The sequence below is a fragment of the Pseudomonas sp. AM14(2022) genome, assembly GCF_036346455.1.
Taxonomy (GTDB): Bacteria; Pseudomonadota; Gammaproteobacteria; order Pseudomonadales; family Pseudomonadaceae; genus Aquipseudomonas; species Aquipseudomonas putida_A.
The window spans coordinates 651,055-668,433 of record NZ_JAOTNY010000001.1 but is presented as its reverse complement, the minus strand read 5'-3'; the positions used below and the strand labels follow the sequence as shown (position 1 = coordinate 668,433).

Annotated in this window: 15 protein-coding genes, 1 pseudogene and 1 riboswitch; of the genes and pseudogenes, 9 read left to right on the top strand and 7 right to left on the bottom strand. The window is 60.6% G+C overall.

The genetic code is table 11. The annotated features are described in order from the left end of the window. Nucleotides 1-26: 26 nt before the first annotated feature. Nucleotides 27-431 (top strand): annotated as a pseudogene (locus V3W27_RS03135) (cation:proton antiporter domain-containing protein); the annotation flags it as partial. 31 nt (nt 432-462) lie between these two features. Here the strand turns inward: V3W27_RS03135 and V3W27_RS03130 are convergent. After that, on the bottom strand, nt 463-1,326 hold the full coding sequence (locus V3W27_RS03130) for a LysR family transcriptional regulator (protein ID WP_330205887.1): 864 nt from the start codon (nt 1,324-1,326) through the stop codon (nt 463-465). A gap of 91 nt (nt 1,327-1,417) precedes the next feature. Between V3W27_RS03130 and V3W27_RS03125 the strand changes: the two genes are divergently transcribed. Together V3W27_RS03125 and V3W27_RS03120 are read left to right on the top strand one after the other, a co-directional pair. Then, entirely contained in the window at nt 1,418-1,831 is a 414-nt protein-coding gene (locus V3W27_RS03125) for a VOC family protein (protein WP_027610613.1), read from the top strand. Between the two features lie 39 nt (nt 1,832-1,870). Continuing rightward, a complete protein-coding gene (locus tag V3W27_RS03120) occupies nt 1,871-3,160 on the top strand; it encodes a cation:dicarboxylate symporter family transporter (protein WP_330205886.1) in 1,290 nt (429 codons plus the stop codon). Nucleotides 3,161-3,162: 2 nt separating this feature from the next. On the opposite strand, the gene V3W27_RS03115 is transcribed toward V3W27_RS03120, so the two are convergent. Next, on the bottom strand, nt 3,163-4,059 hold the full coding sequence (locus V3W27_RS03115; protein ID WP_330205885.1) for a formate/nitrite transporter family protein: 897 nt from the start codon (nt 4,057-4,059) through the stop codon (nt 3,163-3,165). 174 nt (nt 4,060-4,233) lie between these two features. Continuing rightward, entirely contained in the window at nt 4,234-4,641 is a 408-nt protein-coding gene (locus V3W27_RS03110) for an acyl-CoA thioesterase (RefSeq protein ID WP_027610610.1), read from the bottom strand. Between the two features lie 196 nt (nt 4,642-4,837). Further along, a riboswitch (S-adenosyl-L-homocysteine riboswitch) is annotated at nt 4,838-4,936 on the top strand. A gap of 23 nt (nt 4,937-4,959) precedes the next feature. On the opposite strand from V3W27_RS03110, the gene ahcY reads away from it, so the two are divergent. The 4 genes from ahcY (at nt 4,960) to V3W27_RS03090 (ending at nt 10,421) form a co-directional block, all read left to right on the top strand. Then, on the top strand, nt 4,960-6,369 hold the full coding sequence (ahcY, locus tag V3W27_RS03105) for an adenosylhomocysteinase (RefSeq protein WP_027610609.1): 1,410 nt from the start codon (nt 4,960-4,962) through the stop codon (nt 6,367-6,369). A 160-nt stretch (nt 6,370-6,529) separates the two neighbouring features. Beyond that, nucleotides 6,530-7,375: a methylenetetrahydrofolate reductase [NAD(P)H] gene (metF, locus tag V3W27_RS03100; protein WP_003229047.1), complete on the top strand. Its 846-nt coding sequence runs from the start codon at nt 6,530-6,532 to the stop codon at nt 7,373-7,375. Between the two features lie 146 nt (nt 7,376-7,521). Beyond that, on the top strand, nt 7,522-8,334 hold the full coding sequence (locus tag V3W27_RS03095; protein ID WP_123588961.1) for a substrate-binding periplasmic protein: 813 nt from the start codon (nt 7,522-7,524) through the stop codon (nt 8,332-8,334). Between the two features lie 221 nt (nt 8,335-8,555). Beyond that, nucleotides 8,556-10,421: a DEAD/DEAH box helicase gene (locus tag V3W27_RS03090; RefSeq protein ID WP_108591838.1), complete on the top strand. Its 1,866-nt coding sequence runs from the start codon at nt 8,556-8,558 to the stop codon at nt 10,419-10,421. A gap of 253 nt (nt 10,422-10,674) precedes the next feature. Here the strand turns inward: V3W27_RS03090 and V3W27_RS03085 are convergent, their stop codons facing one another. The 3 genes from V3W27_RS03085 to V3W27_RS03075 form a co-directional block, all read right to left on the bottom strand. Next, the gene (locus V3W27_RS03085) at nt 10,675-11,268 is read right to left on the bottom strand and encodes a YceI family protein (RefSeq protein WP_096795740.1); all 594 of its coding nucleotides are present in this window, start codon (nt 11,266-11,268) and stop codon (nt 10,675-10,677) included. 31 nt (nt 11,269-11,299) lie between these two features. Then, the gene (locus V3W27_RS03080; protein ID WP_096795741.1) at nt 11,300-11,851 is read right to left on the bottom strand and encodes a cytochrome b; all 552 of its coding nucleotides are present in this window, start codon (nt 11,849-11,851) and stop codon (nt 11,300-11,302) included. Nucleotides 11,852-12,191: 340 nt separating this feature from the next. Next, nucleotides 12,192-13,979 (bottom strand): flavin monoamine oxidase family protein, encoded by a 1,788-nt coding sequence (locus tag V3W27_RS03075; RefSeq protein WP_330205884.1) that lies wholly within the window; start codon nt 13,977-13,979, stop codon nt 12,192-12,194. Nucleotides 13,980-14,203: 224 nt separating this feature from the next. Between V3W27_RS03075 and V3W27_RS03070 the strand changes: the two genes are divergently transcribed. Further along, nucleotides 14,204-15,610 (top strand): adenosylmethionine--8-amino-7-oxononanoate transaminase, encoded by a 1,407-nt coding sequence (locus V3W27_RS03070; protein ID WP_024164438.1) that lies wholly within the window; start codon nt 14,204-14,206, stop codon nt 15,608-15,610. A gap of 142 nt (nt 15,611-15,752) precedes the next feature. After that, entirely contained in the window at nt 15,753-16,472 is a 720-nt protein-coding gene (locus V3W27_RS03065; protein ID WP_330205883.1) for a 16S rRNA (uracil(1498)-N(3))-methyltransferase, read from the top strand. Nucleotides 16,473-16,592: 120 nt separating this feature from the next. On the opposite strand, the gene trhA is transcribed toward V3W27_RS03065, so the two are convergent. Beyond that, nucleotides 16,593-17,210, bottom strand: a complete 618-nt coding sequence (gene trhA, locus V3W27_RS03060) for a PAQR family membrane homeostasis protein TrhA (protein ID WP_007964065.1) — start codon at nt 17,208-17,210, stop codon at nt 16,593-16,595. Nucleotides 17,211-17,379: the final 169 nt, after the last annotated feature.

The following is a 17,379-nucleotide window of genomic DNA, read 5'->3' as shown; positions in this document are numbered from 1 at the left end:
GACAAAAAAATGCGAATGGCAAAATTTGGGAATTGCTCGATGACATGCTCAACGCCCTGCTGTTCGCACTGATCGGCATGGAGCTGTTGCTACTACCGTTCAACTGGGCGCACGTGGCGGCGGCCAGTTTGCTGGCGCTGGCGATTCTGCTGTCGCGTCTGCTCACCGTAGCCCCGGCCATCGTTCTATTACGCCGTTGGCGCACGGTGCCGCGCGGCACCATCCGCATTCTGACCTGGGGTGGTTTGCGCGGCGGGGTCTCGGTGGCACTGGCGCTGGCCCTGCCGCTGGGCCCAGAGCGCGATTTGCTGCTGAGCATCACCTACATCGTGGTGCTGTCGTCGATCCTGTTGCAGGGCCTGACTATCGGCAAACTGGTCAAGCACGCCACCCGTGACGAGCCGACGACCGTGGCTGAACCCGCACACTGATGTATCACCGCAGCGCCGTCGTGCCCCCCCCTCACGACGCACCGCACAGCAAATCAAGCAGATGTCGCATCGCCAATGGGCGGTGCGGCGTCGAGCCATGCATCACCACCAACTCGCGTGCATGACGCTGCCCGTCCTCGACCGGTAAAACGTACATCCCTTCCAGCATCATCCCGGCCCACTGCGGCACCAGCGATACGCCCATCCCCTGCGCGACCAGCATGACGATCGTTTCCAGCGCATCCAGTTCGCACAGCACGTTGGGCTCGATGGCGTGTTCATCGAGGTAGCGCTGAGCAATCTGCCCACCCCACGAGCGTGCGTCATAACGAATGAACGGATGAACGCGCAACAGCGTTTCCAGCGACTGCCCGGCGTACGCGGCTGGAGCCACCAGAATCAGCGGCTCTACCTTGAGCACGACCAAGGCCAATGCCTTGGGCGGCTGGAATGGAGGCCTGACCAGAATCGCCGCGTCCAACTCCCCTGCAAGCACCTTCTCGTAAAGACTTTTCGAGTCACCCGGGGTGATCTTCAGCTTCAAATCAGGTGCTGTAAGCGCCAATCGTTCGATCAAGGTGGGTAACACGCCGGTCAGCGCTGTGGAAATTGCACCGATTGTCAGTTCACCGGCCACCCCATCGGGATGCAGATCGCTCTGTAGATCCTGGGCCAATTCGATGATCGCCCTGATCTTCGGCAGAATCAGCAGGCACTGGTCCGAGGGCCGGGCAGCGTGCGCGGTACGCAGCAGTAACGTGCAACCCAGCAATCTCTCGAGCGCCTGGACGCGCTGACTGATAGCCGCCGCAGTGCGACTCTCGCGCCGTGCCGCTGCCGCAATCGAACCGGCCTCAACCACCGCCACCAGACTTTTCAGAAACCGTACATCCATAAGTTTTCCTTTCGCTCAGAACAAGGCGAAGTCGTTATGCCCCGCCGCACGGTCTGTTTACCCTGAGCGCTCCTTCACTTGGGGACATCATATGAACAGACCTTTTCACGCTGCATACCATGTTTGCGACCTGGAACAGGCGCGGACTTTTTATCGAGATGTGTTGGGCTGCACCGAAGGCCGCAGTACCGAGACATGGGTCGACTTCGATTTTTTCGGCAATCAGCTCTCGCTTCATGTGGGCACGCCCTTCACCACGACCCGTACCGGCCAGGTTGGCGATCACAAAGTATTGATGCCGCACATTGGCGTCGTCCTGCCGCTGGAGGAGTGGCTGGAGCTGGCCGATCGTTTGAGCCGCCTCGGCACAACGTTTGAAATCCCTCCGGTGATCCGCTTCGCCGGCGAACCCGGCGAGCAGCGCACGATGTTCTTTCTCGATCCCAGCGGCAATCCGATCGAGGTCAAGGGTTTCAAGGACTTCGACGGTCTCTTCGCACACTGAGCTTCACCCCAACAAACACAACAACAAAAGGGGCACATCATGACTACCAGGAAACCCACCAGTCTGGTCACCCGCATCATGCTCGGGCTGGCAGCCGGAATAATCGTCGGCATCCTTCTCAACCAGTTTCCCGAACACAAGATCTGGTTCATCGACAATCTGCTGCAACCGGCCGGTGACCTGTTCATCAGGCTGATGAAAATGATCGTCGTACCGTTGGTCTTTGCGTGCATGGTCGTCGGCATCGCCGGGGCAGGCAGCACCAGGGCATTGGGCCGGGTCGGGATAAAGACGCTGGTTTATTTCTTTACCATCACCAGCATTGCCATCGTCTTCGGACTGATCGTCGGCGATGTTTTTCAGCCCGGCGCCGGCGCGGACTTCAGCAGCACCCTGCAATCACCGGCCATTGGTCTGGCGAATACGGGGGACACACAGAACCTGGGCCGAACCCTGGTGAACATCGTGCCGGACAACATCGTCCTGGCAATGTCTCAGGGCAAGCTGCTCTCCGTGCTGTTTTTCGCGATCCTGTTCGGCTGTGCCCTGTCGATGCTGCCCGAGCCGCAGAAGGCGCCATTGATCGCCGTGATTCAGGCGGTATCGGACACCATGTTCAAGGTCACGCACCTGGTCATGCACTATTCACCCATCGGCATCTTCGGCCTGATCGGGGTCACCGTGGCCAGCTTCGGCCTTAGTGCATTACTGCCGCTGGCGAAGCTGATCGGCATCACTTACGTCGCGGTGTTGCTCTTCGCGTTGGGCGTGCTGGGGTTGGTGGCGCGGATGGCCGGCATTCGCTTTTTCCACCTGATTCGGGAAATACGCAGTGAATTGATACTGGCTTACAGCAGTGCTGCGTCGGCCACGGTGATGCCACAACTGATCGAGAAAATGGAGAAGTATGGCGCTCCGCGCCCGATCACCAGCATGGTCATTCCACTGGGGTACTCGTTCAACCTTGATGGCGCCTCGCTGTTCGCGGGACTGGGCACGCTGTTTATCGCCCAGGCGTACGGGATTGATCTGGGTCTGGCGGATCAGGCCATGCTGGTGCTGATCATGGTGTTAACGTCAAAGGGCGCGGCGGGAGTGCCGGGTTTCATGTTCATCATACTCACAGCGACCCTGACCACCGCCGGTTTGCCAGTGGAAGGCGTGGCAATCATCGCCGGCGTCTACCGCTTGATGGACATGCCGGTCACCGCGCTCAACGTGTTGGGCAACGCACTGGCACCGCTGGTCATAGCGCGCTGGGAGGGACAGCTCAAGGCACCTGAAAGCGAACCGACGACAGAACCGGTCAGCCCGCCGTTCAAGGCCTGAAACTATCGGGGCTTGCTGTCGGATTGATCTTCGCGGGGTTTGCCGGAGTTCGGTTTATCCGTCTTGGGCGCCCCGCTTTCGCTGCGGATCTGCGCATGGCTGATCAGGGCGAAGATGAAACTGCCGCCGATGATATTCCCCGCCAGCGTGGGCCCGGCAAACACCATCCAGAAATCACTCCACGGCAGCTCGCCGGCAAACACCAGATACGACACTTCCGCCGAACCGACCACGATGTGGGTGAAGTCGCCCAGCGCCATCAGGTAGGTGATGAGGATGATGATCCACATCTTCGCGCTCTCCATGGACGGGATCATCCAGACCATGGTGGCGATCATCCAGCCTGAGACGATGCCCTTGGCGAACATCTGACTGGCGTGGTTTTCCATGACCTTGCGGCCGATTTCAAGGAAGGCGTGATCAGTCTTGGTGTCGAAGATCGGCAGCTCGAGCATCACGTACGCCACCAGAATCGTTCCGCACAAGTTGCCGAACAGAACCACGCCCCACAGGCGGATCAGCCGGCCGAAGTTTTTCAGGGTCGGTTTGGTCATCACCGGCAGAACGGCGGTCAGGGTGTTTTCGGTGAACAGTTGCTGGCGGGCGAGAATCACCGCGAGGAAACCGGCGCAGTAGCCGAAACTGGCGATGACCTTGAATTCGTCGCCCTCGGGCAGGCGCGAATTGAGCAGGCCCATGCCCATCAGCGACAGGCCCATGGTCAGCCCGGCGGCGAGCGCCGACCACCACAATGCAGCGATGCTGCGCTCCAGTTCCTGATCGCCCTGAGTGCGGATGATTTCATGCAGAACCGCCGCGCGGGGCGGCTGGTTTTTCTCGACTTCGTGTTGTTCGTCGGTCGAGAGGTTTGGGGTCTTGCCGTCTGTCGGGGTGGTCATGGCGTGGGAACCGTGGGGGTGGTGTTTACCTACGACCCCGGCGGTTCATGGCTGTTCAGTGGCCAGATGATTCTTCGCTGACTGAACAACCGCCTTCGCGAGCAAGCCCGCTCCCACAGGTACAACGCAATCCATGTGGGAGCGGGCTTGCTCGCGAAGGGCGCGCCGCCGATGTTACTTGCTGACCAGTTCATCTTCCTTGAACTGGTCTTTGACGTACTTGATCTCGGTGCGACCGTGCGGCGCCGGCAGGCCGTCTTCGCCGAGGTTGACGAAGACCATCTTCTCGACCGTGAGGATGCTCTTGCGGGTGATCTTGTTGCGCACTTCGCAGGTCAGGGTGATCGAGGTGCGGCCGAACTCGGTGGCGGTGATGCCCAGTTCGATGATGTCGCCCTGGCGCGAGGCGCTGACGAAGTTGATTTCGGAAATGTACTTGGTCACCACGCGCTGATTGCCCAACTGGACGATCGCGTAAATCGCCGCTTCTTCGTCGATCCAGCGCAGCAGGCTGCCGCCGAACAGGGTGCCGTTGGGGTTCAGGTCTTCGGGTTTTACCCATTTGCGGGTGTGGAAATTCATGTTCACTCCTGAGCGTTTGCCGAAAGATGGCGCCATCTTGGCAGACCGGGCGGTCAGGCTCCATGAGCCTTCTACTATGGTCGCTATTAGCGATCTTCATCTGGCCGACAGAAACCCTTTGGAAGATCAGTCTAGACGGCTATAATCGCCCCCGTTTCAAAACGGTAACCTTCACTTGCTACCGTTTTCCCGCCACCTGTCCGAGGGGCGCTGCAGCAGGATCAACCTGTCAGGCTCGGATGGGGCGTTGACTGGCCACGGCCGGACACTAAACGCACAACGGCGCCCATTCGCATACATTACGAATGGAGGCTCTTCATGAGCGCTGTTATCACGCCTGCAGATTTTAACGATTACAAAGTTGCCGACATGTCCCTGGCTGCCTGGGGCCGTCGCGAAACCATCATCGCCGAGTCGGAAATGCCGGCCCTGATGGGTCTGCGCCGCAAGTACGCCTCCGAGCAGCCGCTCAAGGGCGCGAAAATCCTCGGCTGCATCCACATGACCATTCAGACTGCCGTGCTGATCGAAACCCTGGTTGCCCTGGGTGCCGAAGTACGCTGGTCGTCCTGCAACATTTTCTCGACTCAGGATCAGGCCGCTGCGTCCATCGCTGCCGCCGGCATCCCGGTTTTCGCCTGGAAAGGCGAGACTGAAGAAGAGTACGAGTGGTGCCTGGAGCAGACCATCCTGAAGGATGGCCAGCCATGGGACGCCAACATGATCCTCGACGACGGCGGCGACCTGACTCAGCTGCTGCACGACAAGTACCCACAAGTACTGGACCGCGTTCACGGCGTGACCGAAGAAACCACCACCGGCGTTCACCGCCTGCTGGACATGCTGGCAAAGGGCGAGCTGAAGATCCCTGCGATCAACGTCAACGACTCGGTGACCAAGTCCAAGAACGACAACAAGTACGGCTGCCGTCACAGCCTGAACGATGCGATCAAACGTGGTACCGACCACCTGCTGTCCGGCAAGCAAGCGCTGGTCATCGGTTACGGTGACGTGGGTAAGGGTTCGGCCCAGTCCCTGCGTCAGGAAGGCATGATCGTCAAGGTTTCCGAAGTTGACCCGATCTGCGCCATGCAGGCCTGCATGGACGGTTTCGAACTGGTTTCGCCGTTCATCGACGGCATCAACAACGGCACCGAAGCGAGCATCGACAAAGCGCTGCTGGGCAAGATCGACCTGATCGTGACCACCACCGGTAACGTCAACGTTTGCGACGCGAACATGCTCAAAGCCCTGAAGAAGCGCGCTGTTGTCTGCAACATCGGTCACTTCGACAACGAAATCGACACCGCTTTCATGCGCAAGAACTGGGCATGGGAAGAAGTGAAGCCACAGGTACACAAGATCCACCGTACCGGCCCGGGCGCTTTCGACGCACAGAACGACGACTACCTGATCCTGCTGGCCGAAGGCCGTCTGGTGAACCTGGGCAACGCCACTGGTCACCCGAGCCGCATCATGGACGGTTCGTTCGCCAACCAGGTACTGGCGCAGATCTTCCTGTTCGGCCAGAAGTACGCCGACCTGTCGCCAGCCGAGAAAGCCGAGCGTCTGACCGTTGAAGTACTGCCGAAGAAACTCGACGAAGAAGTTGCCCTGGAAATGGTGCGCGGCTTCGGCGGCGTGGTCACGCAACTGACCAAGCAACAGGCTGACTACATCGGCGTGACCGTCGAAGGCCCGTTCAAGCCGCACGCTTACCGCTACTGATTGACGCGGCGGCCTGCTCTCCCTGTGGGAGCGGGCTTGCTCGCGAAAGCGGTCTGTCATTCAGCATTGATGTTGCCTGACCCGCCGCTTTCGCGAGCAAGCCCGCTCCCACATGGGCGGTGCAAGCCTCACAGGCTTCGTGTTTCCAAGGGTATTTCCCATGTCCCAAGACCGTCGCTACAGCTTCGAGTTCTTCCCGACCAAGACCGATGCTGGGCATGAAAAACTGCTCAACGTTGCCCGTCAGTTGGCAACGTACAACCCCGACTTCTTCTCCTGCACCTATGGCGCTGGTGGTTCGACCCGTGATCGCACCCTCAACACCGTTCTGCAACTGGAAAGCGAAGTCAAAGTACCGGCCGCCCCGCACCTGTCGTGCGTCGGCGACAGCAAGGACGACCTGCGCGGCCTGCTGAACGAGTACAAGGCGGCCGGCATCAAGCGCATCGTTGCGCTGCGCGGTGACCTGCCGTCCGGCATGGGCATGACCAGCGGCGAGCTGCGTCACGCCAACGAACTGGTTGAATTCATTCGTGAAGAAACCGGTGATCATTTCCACATCGAAGTTGCCGCTTACCCGGAGATGCATCCGCAAGCGCGCAATTACGAAGACGATCTCGCCAACTTCGTGCGCAAGGCCCGCGCCGGCGCCGACAGCGCGATCACCCAGTACTTCTTCAACGCCGACAGCTACTTCTACTTCGTCGACCGCTTGCAGGCGCTGGGCGTGGATATTCCAGTCGTGCCGGGGATCATGCCGATCACCAACTACAGCAAGCTGGCGCGGTTCTCCGATGCCTGCGGTGCGGAAATCCCGCGCTGGATCCGCAAGCAACTGGAAGCCTACGGCGATGACAGCCAGAGCATTCAGCGCTTCGGCGAGCAAGTTGTCAGCGAAATGTGCGAACGCCTGCTGCAGGGCGGCGCACCGGGGCTGCATTTCTATTCCATGAACCAGGCTGAACCTAGTCTGGCGATCTGGAATAACCTGAAGTTGCCGCGCTAAGCACTAAAAGCAAGATCAAAAGATCGCAGCCTTCGGCAGCTTCTACAGGGGTGTCGTTGCTGCGATTTTTTGCTTTTGAATCCCCGAATTAGAGCTTGTGCCGGCACTTTCTGGCTCTTTCGCGTTTCTCGTCGTAATCTCAAGCCATGCCTTTTTTCGCGCAGTTACTCACCGTGCTGGTTTTTGCTTGCCTGAGCTTTGCCGCTCGGGGCGAGAAGCTGCGTATTGTCACCGAGCCGTGGGCGCCTTACGTCTACGAAGAGGATGGCAAGAACCTCGGGCTGGATTACGAAACCACCGCCATCGTGTTCAAGCGTCTGGGAATCGAAGTCGAGTGGCAGTTCCTGCCGTGGAAGCGCTGCCTGTCGATGCTCGAGACCGGCCAGGCCGACGGCGCACTGGACATCTTTCACAGCGACGAGCGCGATGCCACCCTGCTCTACCCCATCGAACCGCTGTCGGACGTCGAGTTCGTGATGTTCTACGCCAACGACCGTCCCCATCCGTTCCGCCAGCTCGAAGACCTCAAAGGCCTGACCATCGGCACTTCGCCGGGCTATCTGTACAGCCCGGATTTCAGTCAGTCGACACTGTTCACCCGCGAGCCGGCACCGACCCACGAGGCCAATTTCGGCAAACTGCTGCGCGGACGCATCGACTTGCTGATCACCGATCGCCGCGTGGGCCAGCATTTGCTCGATCAACTGAATATTCGCGATCAAATCACCGAAAATCCCACGGTCATCAGCCGTCAGAGCCAATATCTGGCGGTTCGACGCAATGCCGGCATGGATCTGCTGGTGGCGCGTTTTGGCGCCGAGCTCAAGCGTTTCAAGCGCGAACCGGCCTACGCCGAGCTCAGCGCACGTTACGGCGCAGCACCGGTCGATGCCGTGCCGCTGGGCAATGCTTCGGCCAGCCGCAAAACCGTTGAGCAGCAGGAAAGCAGCGCACAGTGATTGCTCTGTTATACTCCGGCGTTCCCGCCAGGCTCACGCCCGGACGCCCGGAACCGTAACAGGCCTCTCGACCCGCTACAGCGCAGCTTTCAGCCCGCGCGAGCGCTCCTGACGTGCCTTCGGAACCGCAGCAGGACCGGACGGGATCGCGTCCTCTTAAACGCGATTCGCGCCAGGCAAGACTCCCATTGGGCCAAGCCCTAACTAAAACAGGATTACTCATGTCCTTTGCTTCCCTCGGTCTCTCCGAGGCTTTAGTCCGTGCCATCGAAGATGCGGGCTATACCGAGCCTACTCCGGTGCAACAGCGGGCCATTCCCGCCGTGTTGCAAGGTCGCGACCTGATGGTTGCGGCACAGACAGGTACCGGTAAAACCGGCGGTTTCGCCCTTCCGATCCTGGAGCGGTTGTTCCCCAACGGTCACCCGGACAAATCCCAGCGTCATGGCCCGCGCCAACCGCGCGTTCTGGTCCTGACCCCGACCCGCGAACTCGCGGCCCAGGTTCACGAGAGCTTCAAGATCTACGCCCGTGACCTGAAATTCGTCAGCGCCTGCATCTTCGGTGGCGTCGGCATGAACCCGCAAGTCCAGGCCATGTCCCGTGGCGTTGACGTGCTCGTCGCGTGCCCGGGTCGTCTGCTCGACCTCGCCGGCCAGGGCAGCGTCGATCTGTCCCACGTCGAAATCCTCGTCCTCGACGAAGCCGACCGCATGCTCGACATGGGCTTCGTTCACGACGTGAAGAAAGTCCTCGCACGCCTGCCGGCCAAGCGACAGAACCTGCTGTTCTCGGCGACGTTCTCCAAAGACATCACCGATCTTGCCGGCAAGCTGCTGCACAACCCGGAACGCATCGAAGTCACGCCGCCGAACACCACGGTCGAGCGCATCGAGCAACGCGTGTTCCGTCTGCCGGCCAGCCACAAGCGTGCCCTGCTGGCGCACCTGATCACCGCCGGTGCCTGGGAACAGGTACTGGTGTTCACGCGTACCAAGCACGGCGCCAACCGTCTGGCCGAATACCTGGACAAGCACGGCCTGCCGGCTGTGGCGATCCACGGTAACAAGAGCCAAAACGCCCGCACCAAAGCCCTGGCCGACTTCAAGGCCGGTGAAGTGCGCATCCTGGTCGCGACCGACATCGCCGCGCGCGGTCTGGACATCGACCAGTTGCCACACGTGGTCAACTTCGAGCTGCCAAACGTCGATGAAGACTACGTGCACCGTATCGGCCGTACTGGCCGTGCCGGTCGTTCGGGCGAAGCGATCTCGCTGGTGGCCCCGGACGAAGAAAAACTGCTGAAAAGCATCGAACGCATGACCAAGCAGAAAATCGCCGACGGCGACCTGATGGGCTTCGATGCCAGCACCATCGAGGCCGAGAAGCCTGAAGTGCGCGAGCGCCCGGACATGCGCAACCCGCGCAACTCCCGTGGCCCGCGCGGCGACGGTCCGAATGGCGGCGGCGGTGGCGGCGGTCGTAAAGACAAAGGCAAAGACAAGGGCAAGGAAAAACCCGCCGGCGAACGCGGCGAGCGCCCTGCCCGTCAGCAGAAACCACGTGAAGGCACCCCGGCCCGCGAACAGCGTCCGAGCCAGCCACCACGCGCTGCGGCTGATCGTGCACCGGACGAGTTCCTCGACGACGATATCGATAACTTCGGCAACCGCGTTGACTACGTGCCGAAAGCTGCTCCAGCCGGTGGCCGTGGTCGCCGTCCGGGTGCACCGGCACAAGGTGCAGGCGCAGGCGCCCCTCGTGGCGGTCAGTCGCAGGGTCGCCAGAACGGTCCGCGCAACAGCAACGGTTCGAGCACCGGCACCCCACCGGGCAAACGCAACGGCCCGCGCAACGGTGCTCCGCGTGATGGCCAGGGCCGTCGTGACGAGTCGTCGCGCAACCGTCGTCCGGCTCGCGACGATCAGCAACGCGCCGAACCGGCCGTGCAGAACCCGCGCAGCACCGGGCCGAAGATCATGCACAAGGAGTCCAAGGCAGACCGCTTCCCGACGCCTGAGCAGCTCGATCAACTGCCGACCCGTCCGCGCGGCGAAAAACCAGCTTTGCTGACCCGCAATCGCTGAGTTATCGCGGCAATGAAAAATGCCCCGGTTCGAAAGAGCCGGGGCATTTTTTTATGCCGTCACAAATATCCTGAATCGCACACTCCCCCCTGTGGGAGCGGGCTTGCTCGCGAATGCGTCGGATCAGTCGAAACTTATGTTGAATGACACACTGCATTCGCGAGCAAGCCCGCTCCCACAATGGATCTGTAGTGTGCCGCAATAAAAACGCCCCCGGCCTTACGACCGGGGGCGTTTTGCATGACGGCGAAAATTACTTCGCTTTCACACCTTCGAACGAGATGTACAGGTCGACCTTGTCGGACTGTGGACCCAGATCCATCATCTTGCCGAAATCAGAGCGCTTGATGCTGGTGGTGCCTTCAAAGCCGGCACGGTAGCCGCCCCATGGATCCTTGCCTTCGCCAAGGAACACAGCCTTGACCACGATCGGCTTGGTCACGCCGTGCAGGGTCAGGTCGCCGGTCACGTCGGCAGTGTCTTTGCCATCGGCGTTCTTGCCGGTGGATTTGACGCTGGTGGAGACGAACTTGGCGTCAGCGTATTTGCCCACGTCCAGGAAGTCTTTGCTGGAGATGTGCTTGTCGCGCTCGGCGTGGTTGGTGAACACGCTGGCGGTTTTCACGTTGAATTCGATTTTGCTGTCTTCAGGCTTGGCGGCGTCGAAGCTGAACTTGCCGTCGATGTCCTTGAAGGTACCGGTGATGTAGCTGTAGCCCAGGTGGCTGATCTTGAAGTCGACGAAAGCGTGCTGGCCTTCCTTGTCGACGGTGTAATCAGCAGCCATCACGTTCGCGGACAGTACGGCCGAACCGATTGCCAGAGCGGCCAGAGTCTTTTTCAACATGCTTTCTTTTCCTTTGAGTCGAGGTTGAATTTCAGGCTTTGCGACCGAGCATTCGAGTGAGGGTCGCATCACGATCGATAAAGTGGTGCTTCAATGCTGCCAACGCATGGAGACCGGAAAAAATTACCAGCGCCCATGCCAGCCAGAGATGAATCACCCCAGCGGTGTCTGCCTGATCCGGTAGCCCGGAAACCAGTGCAGGAACTTCAAACAGGCCAAACACCGGGATACCGACACCGTCTGCGGTGGAAATCAGGTAACCGGCAAGCATCACAGCGAACAGCCCAAGGTACAGAAACCCATGGCCGAACTTGGCGCCGATGCGGGTCATGCGGCTGTAGCTTTGCAGCGTCGGTGGCGGTGGGCTGATAAAGCGCCACAACACCCGCAACACCATCACACCCAACAACACCAGACCGATGCTCTTGTGCAGATCCGGCGCGTCTTTGCGCCAGCTGCTGTAGTAATCCAGCCCCACCATCCACAGACCCAGCGCGAACAGTCCGAAGACCGCCAGCGCCACGCCCCAGTGCATGAAGATGCTGACCCAACCATAGCGTGAAGCAGAGTTACGTAGCTGCATTGCCCAAATCCTGTGAGAACTGCGAACCAAGACTAGCGAGTTATCTATCGAATTAAAGCGGAAAATTTTGCTTTGAAATATCGAGAAATACGATCAAGAGTCTGTAAGTGGCTTGTTAAGGAAAGATTAAACGGGAAAAGTGTGGCGGGGTGTTGTTGCCGGACAATGGAATTGCGTTGTCTTAGCCGCCCCTATCGCGAGCAGGCTCACTCCTACAGTGACCGTATTCCAACTGGAGAAATGCGATCCCCTGTAGGAGTGAGCCTGCTCGCGATAGCAGTCTTACAGGCCAAAAAAAAGCGCGGCCTGCAAGCCGCGCTTTTTCATTCACCGCAAAGCCTTACTGCGCTTTGCTGTCGGTGCTTGCAGCTGGAGCCGGAGCAGCAGCAGGTTTCGCCGCAGGCTTCTTCGCCGGTTCAGCCTTTTTCGCCGCCGGTTTGGCCGCAGGCTTCTTCGCCTCGGTCTTCGCTGCTGGCTTCTTCGCCGCAGGCTTGGCTGGCGCTTTCTTCGCCGGCTCGGCTTTCACCGGAGCGGCGGGTTTCGGCGCTTCCACTGGAGCTGGCGCAGGCGCAGGAGCCGGTGCAGGCGCTGGAGTCACTGGCGCTGGAGCCGGTTCAGGCGCCTTCACAGGTTCTGGCTTCTTCTCGTCATCCGAACCGCCAAACAGGTTGCTGAAGAAGTTGCCCTTCTTCGCCGCCACGGCACCCGCCGCGCCTGCCGCTGCTGCGGCCGGAACCACTTTGACCGGTTCAAACGATTTGCCGGCTGCCAGGTCTTCCACCTGACTGGCCGCACGCTGACCGGTGCGCAGCGCGCCTTCCAGAGTGCCCGGATACAGGGTGTCGGTGTGTTCGCCGGCAAACGCTACGCGTTGCAGTGGGCGCTCCCACATGCGCCAGAACTTGCTGATCTGGCCCGGGCCGTAAGCCAGGTAGGCGCCGCCCATCGACGGGTCGGTGCTGTAGCGACGGATTTCATAACCGGTGAACGAGCCACGGGCCTGTGGATAAAACGCGTGCAGACGGATCAGCACCTGATCGACCATCTGCTTGTCGCCGAACGCTTGCATCACGCGGGCATTGTCGCCGGACAGGTTGATCACCACGTTGGCGCCGCCCTTCAGCGCCGGCTCGATCCAGAGCATGCCCAGACCTGCGTTGCTGTAGATCTCACCGGACATGCGCGCCTTGCTTTCCCACACAGGCGTCTTGAACTTCAACATGATCTGGTCGCGCCAGCCGTAGTTGGTGCCCTTGATCGCGGCCAGGTGCTGAGCGTCCAGTGCCGGGGTCAGCGCAATTTTGTTCAGCGCACGCAGCGGCACGGCCAGCACCACGTAGTCAGCCTGATAGCCAACACTGCCGACCTTGACGGTCACGCCGTCCTTGTCCTGAGTGATCGCGGAAACCGGCGAGTTGGTCTTGATGGTCTTGATCTGTTTGACGAACGCCTGGGCCAGCACCTGGCTGCCGCCGACCAGGCGCGAGGCGCGCAGGTCACGGTCGGAGACGCCGCGATACACGCGGTTCTGCTGAGCGAAATACAGCAGCGACAGACGCGAAGGCTCGTCGTAGTGGGTGCGGATGTCCTGGTTGATCAACTGACGCGCGGTGGCCGGCAGGTTCTGCTTGTCGAGCCAGCTCGAGACGTTGATCTGGTCCAGTGCATGCAGGGTATTGGTCGCGGCCGGGTTCTGCGGGTCGTCGATCGAGCGCGCCAGATCGTCGAGGACTTTCTGGTAGCGCTTCAGGGCATCGGCGGTGGCCGGCTGCTTGGTCGCCAGATCGGCAGCGGAGAAATATTCGCCGTCGATCAGATAACCCGGGGTACGCACAAATTCAGGGGCTGGCGTGGTGCTCAGCTTGAAGGTCGAGACGTACTTGTTCAGCACCGGCTGGGTCTTGTCGTTGCCGATCCACTCGCTGGTGGCCATGCCCGAGCGACCGCCGAGGCTCGGCTTGGCTTCGAGCAGCGTGACCTGCCAGCCCTTGTTCTGCAGCTCGTAAGCCGCGGTCAGGCCCGACAGGCCGCCGCCGATCACGATTGCGGTTTTATCCTTGGCCAGCGCCGTAACGCTGAACAGCCCCAACATCACCAGCGCACAGGCGCGCAGCCAACCGACAGACATTCAGCGAACTCCGGAAATACACGTAGGAAAAAAGCAGTTTTGCGGGTCAGACGACCCAAAGAACCGCGAAGAATACGTCAGCCATCAAAACGCCGCCAGCGACGTCTATCGGCCCATACAAAGTAGCTCAATCGACGCAATGGGTTGTCCCGGCGCGATGCATTGCATAGGCTTGCGCGATTGTTTGCCCGCGCCTGACGCGAGCCGCCTCGAGGAGACTGTAAATGGGCCTGAATAACCAGTGGATGCAACGCGACCTCGCGGTGCTGTGGCATCCCTGCACCCAGATGAAAGACCACGAACAGCTGCCGCTGATCCCGATCAAGCGCGGCGAAGGCGTCTGGCTCGAAGACTTCGAAGGCAAGCGCTACCTCGACGCCGTCAGCTCCTGGTGGGTCAACGTGTTCGGCCACGCCAACCCGCGCATCAACCAGCGCATCAAGGATCAGGTCGATCAGCTGGAGCACGTGATTCTGGCCGGTTTCAGCCATCAACCGGTGATCGAACTGTCCGAGCGTCTGGTGAAGATGACCCCGGAAGGCCTGAACCGGGTGTTCTACGCCGATAACGGTTCGTCCTGCATCGAAGTCGCGCTGAAAATGAGCTTTCACTACTGGCTCAATCGCGGCCAGCCGAACAAGAAACGCTTCGTCACCCTGACCAACAGCTACCACGGCGAAACCATGGCAGCGATGGCAGTCGGCGACGTGCCGCTGTTCACCGAAACCTACAAAGCCCTGCTGATGGACACCATCAAGGTGCCAAGCCCCGATTGCTATCTGCGCCCCGAAGGCATGAGCTGGGAAGAGCATTCACGCAACCTGTTCGCCGCCATGGAACAGACCTTGGCAGAACATCATGACAGCGTGGCGGCAGTCATCGTCGAGCCGTTGATTCAGGGCGCCGGCGGCATGCGCATGTATCACCCGGTGTACCTCAAGCTGCTGCGCGAGGCCTGCGACCGATATGGCGTGCACCTGATCCACGACGAAATCGCTGTCGGCTTTGGCCGTACCGGCACCATGTTTGCCTGTGAGCAGGCCGGCATCCGCCCGGACTTCCTCTGCCTGTCCAAGGCCCTGACCGGCGGCTACCTGCCACTGGCGGCGTGCCTGACCACCGACGAGGTCTACAGCGCGTTCTACGACGACTACCCGACCCTGCGAGCCTTCCTCCACTCGCACAGCTACACCGGCAACCCGCTGGCCTGTGCGGCGGCGCTGGCGACGCTGGATATCTTCGAGCAGGACAACGTCATCGAGAACAACCAGGCACTGGCCCGGCGCATGGCCTCGGCCACTGCGCATCTGGTCGATCACCCGAATGTCTCGGAAGTGCGGCAGACCGGCATGGTGCTGGCGATCGAAATGGTCAAGGATAAAGCCACCAAAGAGGCCTACCCTTGGCAGGAGCGACGAGGCCTGAAGGTGTTCCAGCATGCGCTGGAGCGTGGCGCGCTGCTGCGTCCGCTGGGCAGTGTGGTGTATTTCCTGCCGCCGTACGTGATTACCCCGGAGCAGATCGACTTCCTCGCCGAAGTCGCCAGCGAAGGCATCGACATCGCCACCCGGGACAGCGTCAGCGTCGCGGTGCCGAAGGATTTCCACCCGGGTTTCCGTGATCCGGGCTGATTGAGAATTTGTGGCGCCTGAACTGCCGCTTTCGCGAGCAGGCTCGCTCCCACCCTGGAATGCATTTCCCTGTGGGAGCGAGCCTGCTCGCGAATGAAGTCGACACCGATCCAACTGATCCACATCTTTCCAGAGACCCGAAATGAGACTGTCCCGCTTCTTTATCGACGCCCCCCTGAGCACCGGCGAACACGAACTGCCGGAAGACCAGGCGCATTACATCAGCCGCGTGCTGCGCATGGCCGAGGGCGATGCGGTGCAGTTGTTCGACGGTTCCGGCCATGAGTTTCGCGGCTCGCTGGTGGAGGTCGGCAAGAAACGCGTCGTCGTGCAGATCGACGAGCAGTTAGCCGGGCAGATTGAATCGCCGCTGCAGATCCACCTCGGCCAGGGCCTGTCCCGTGGCGAACGGATGGACTGGGCGATCCAGAAAGCCACCGAGCTGGGCGTGACGGAAATCACCCCGATCTTCAGCGACCGCTGCGAAGTGCGCCTGAAGGACGAACGCGCCGACAAACGCCTGCTGCACTGGCGTCAGGTGGCGATCAGCGCTTGCGAGCAGTGCGGCCGCTCGCGGGTGCCGGTGATTCATCCGCCGGTGTTGTTGGCGGACTGGATCAAGCAGACCGAAGCCGAACTGAAACTGGTGCTGCACCCGGTGGCCGAGCCGTTGGTCAGCCATGCCAGACCGGCGACGCTGGCGTTTCTGATCGGGCCGGAGGGTGGTTTGTCAGATGCCGAGGTCGAGCAGGCCAAGGGCAACGGCTTCCATGCCGCACGCCTTGGGCCGCGGGTGCTGCGCACCGAGACCGCGCCGGTGGTTGCACTGGCGGTGGCCCAGCAGCTTTGGGGTGATTTTTAGAATACGTAACCCCTGTAGGAGTGAGCCTGCTCGCGATAGTGGTCTATCAGTCACAAACACTGTCGACTGACAGGACGCCATCGCGAGCAGGCTCACTCCTACAAGGGGATGGCGGTGTGTTCAGAGGACATAAAACAGAATCGCCACAAAGTGCAGCAGACTCCCGGCGATCACAAACAAATGCCAGATCCCGTGCGCATGGCGCAACCGGTGATCCAGGGCAAAAAAGATGATGCCCACGGTATACAACACCCCGCCCGACGCCAGCCAGGCAAAGCCTGCCGTGCCCAACGCCGCAATCAACGGTTTGACCGCCACCAGCACGATCCAGCCCATCACCGCATAGATCACGATCGACAGGATTCGCGCTTCGGAGCGTGGTTTGATCTCCTGCAGGATGCCGATCAGCGCCAGCCCCCAGACAATCCCGAACAACGTCCAGCCCCACGGCCCGCGCAGCGTCACCAGGCAGAACGGCGTGTAGCTGCCGGCGATCAGCAGGTAGATCGAAAAGTGATCGACCTTCTTCATGATCGCTTTCTTGCGCCCGCGCACGCTGTGGTACACGGTCGAGGCGCTGTAGAGCACCAGCAAGGTAAAGGCGTAGATCGCCACGCTGACGATCTTCCACGGACTGCCGTCGAGGCTGGCAATCACCAGCATCCACACGCCGCCGATAAACGCTGCCACTGCCCCGACCAGATGCGTCCAGGCGTTGAGTTTTTCCCCGTGATACATGTGTCGCTCACCTCGTTATTCGTTACCGCAGCGCGCAAGGCTCGGGCCTTGAGCGTAAAAGCGCAATGTTTCTGTTCAAAGCCAGGATCAAAAGATCGCAGCCTGCGGCAGCTCCTACAGGAAGATCGCATTCCACAGGTAGGAGCTGCCGAAGGCTGCGATCTTTTGA

Coding starts and splice junctions, on each gene's coding strand:
- V3W27_RS03130 (WP_330205887.1), bottom strand. CDS start 1,326: ATGGATGTACGGTTTCTGAAAAGTCTGGTGGCGGTGGTTGAGGCCGGT.
- V3W27_RS03125 (WP_027610613.1), top strand. CDS start 1,418: ATGAACAGACCTTTTCACGCTGCATACCATGTTTGCGACCTGGAACAG.
- V3W27_RS03120 (WP_330205886.1), top strand. CDS start 1,871: ATGACTACCAGGAAACCCACCAGTCTGGTCACCCGCATCATGCTCGGG.
- V3W27_RS03115 (WP_330205885.1), bottom strand. CDS start 4,059: ATGACCACCCCGACAGACGGCAAGACCCCAAACCTCTCGACCGACGAA.
- V3W27_RS03110 (WP_027610610.1), bottom strand. CDS start 4,641: ATGAATTTCCACACCCGCAAATGGGTAAAACCCGAAGACCTGAACCCC.
- ahcY (WP_027610609.1), top strand. CDS start 4,960: ATGAGCGCTGTTATCACGCCTGCAGATTTTAACGATTACAAAGTTGCC.
- metF (WP_003229047.1), top strand. CDS start 6,530: ATGTCCCAAGACCGTCGCTACAGCTTCGAGTTCTTCCCGACCAAGACC.
- V3W27_RS03095 (WP_123588961.1), top strand. CDS start 7,522: ATGCCTTTTTTCGCGCAGTTACTCACCGTGCTGGTTTTTGCTTGCCTG.
- V3W27_RS03090 (WP_108591838.1), top strand. CDS start 8,556: ATGTCCTTTGCTTCCCTCGGTCTCTCCGAGGCTTTAGTCCGTGCCATC.
- V3W27_RS03085 (WP_096795740.1), bottom strand. CDS start 11,268: ATGTTGAAAAAGACTCTGGCCGCTCTGGCAATCGGTTCGGCCGTACTG.
- V3W27_RS03080 (WP_096795741.1), bottom strand. CDS start 11,851: ATGCAGCTACGTAACTCTGCTTCACGCTATGGTTGGGTCAGCATCTTC.
- V3W27_RS03075 (WP_330205884.1), bottom strand. CDS start 13,979: ATGTCTGTCGGTTGGCTGCGCGCCTGTGCGCTGGTGATGTTGGGGCTG.
- V3W27_RS03070 (WP_024164438.1), top strand. CDS start 14,204: ATGGGCCTGAATAACCAGTGGATGCAACGCGACCTCGCGGTGCTGTGG.
- V3W27_RS03065 (WP_330205883.1), top strand. CDS start 15,753: ATGAGACTGTCCCGCTTCTTTATCGACGCCCCCCTGAGCACCGGCGAA.
- trhA (WP_007964065.1), bottom strand. CDS start 17,210: ATGTATCACGGGGAAAAACTCAACGCCTGGACGCATCTGGTCGGGGCA.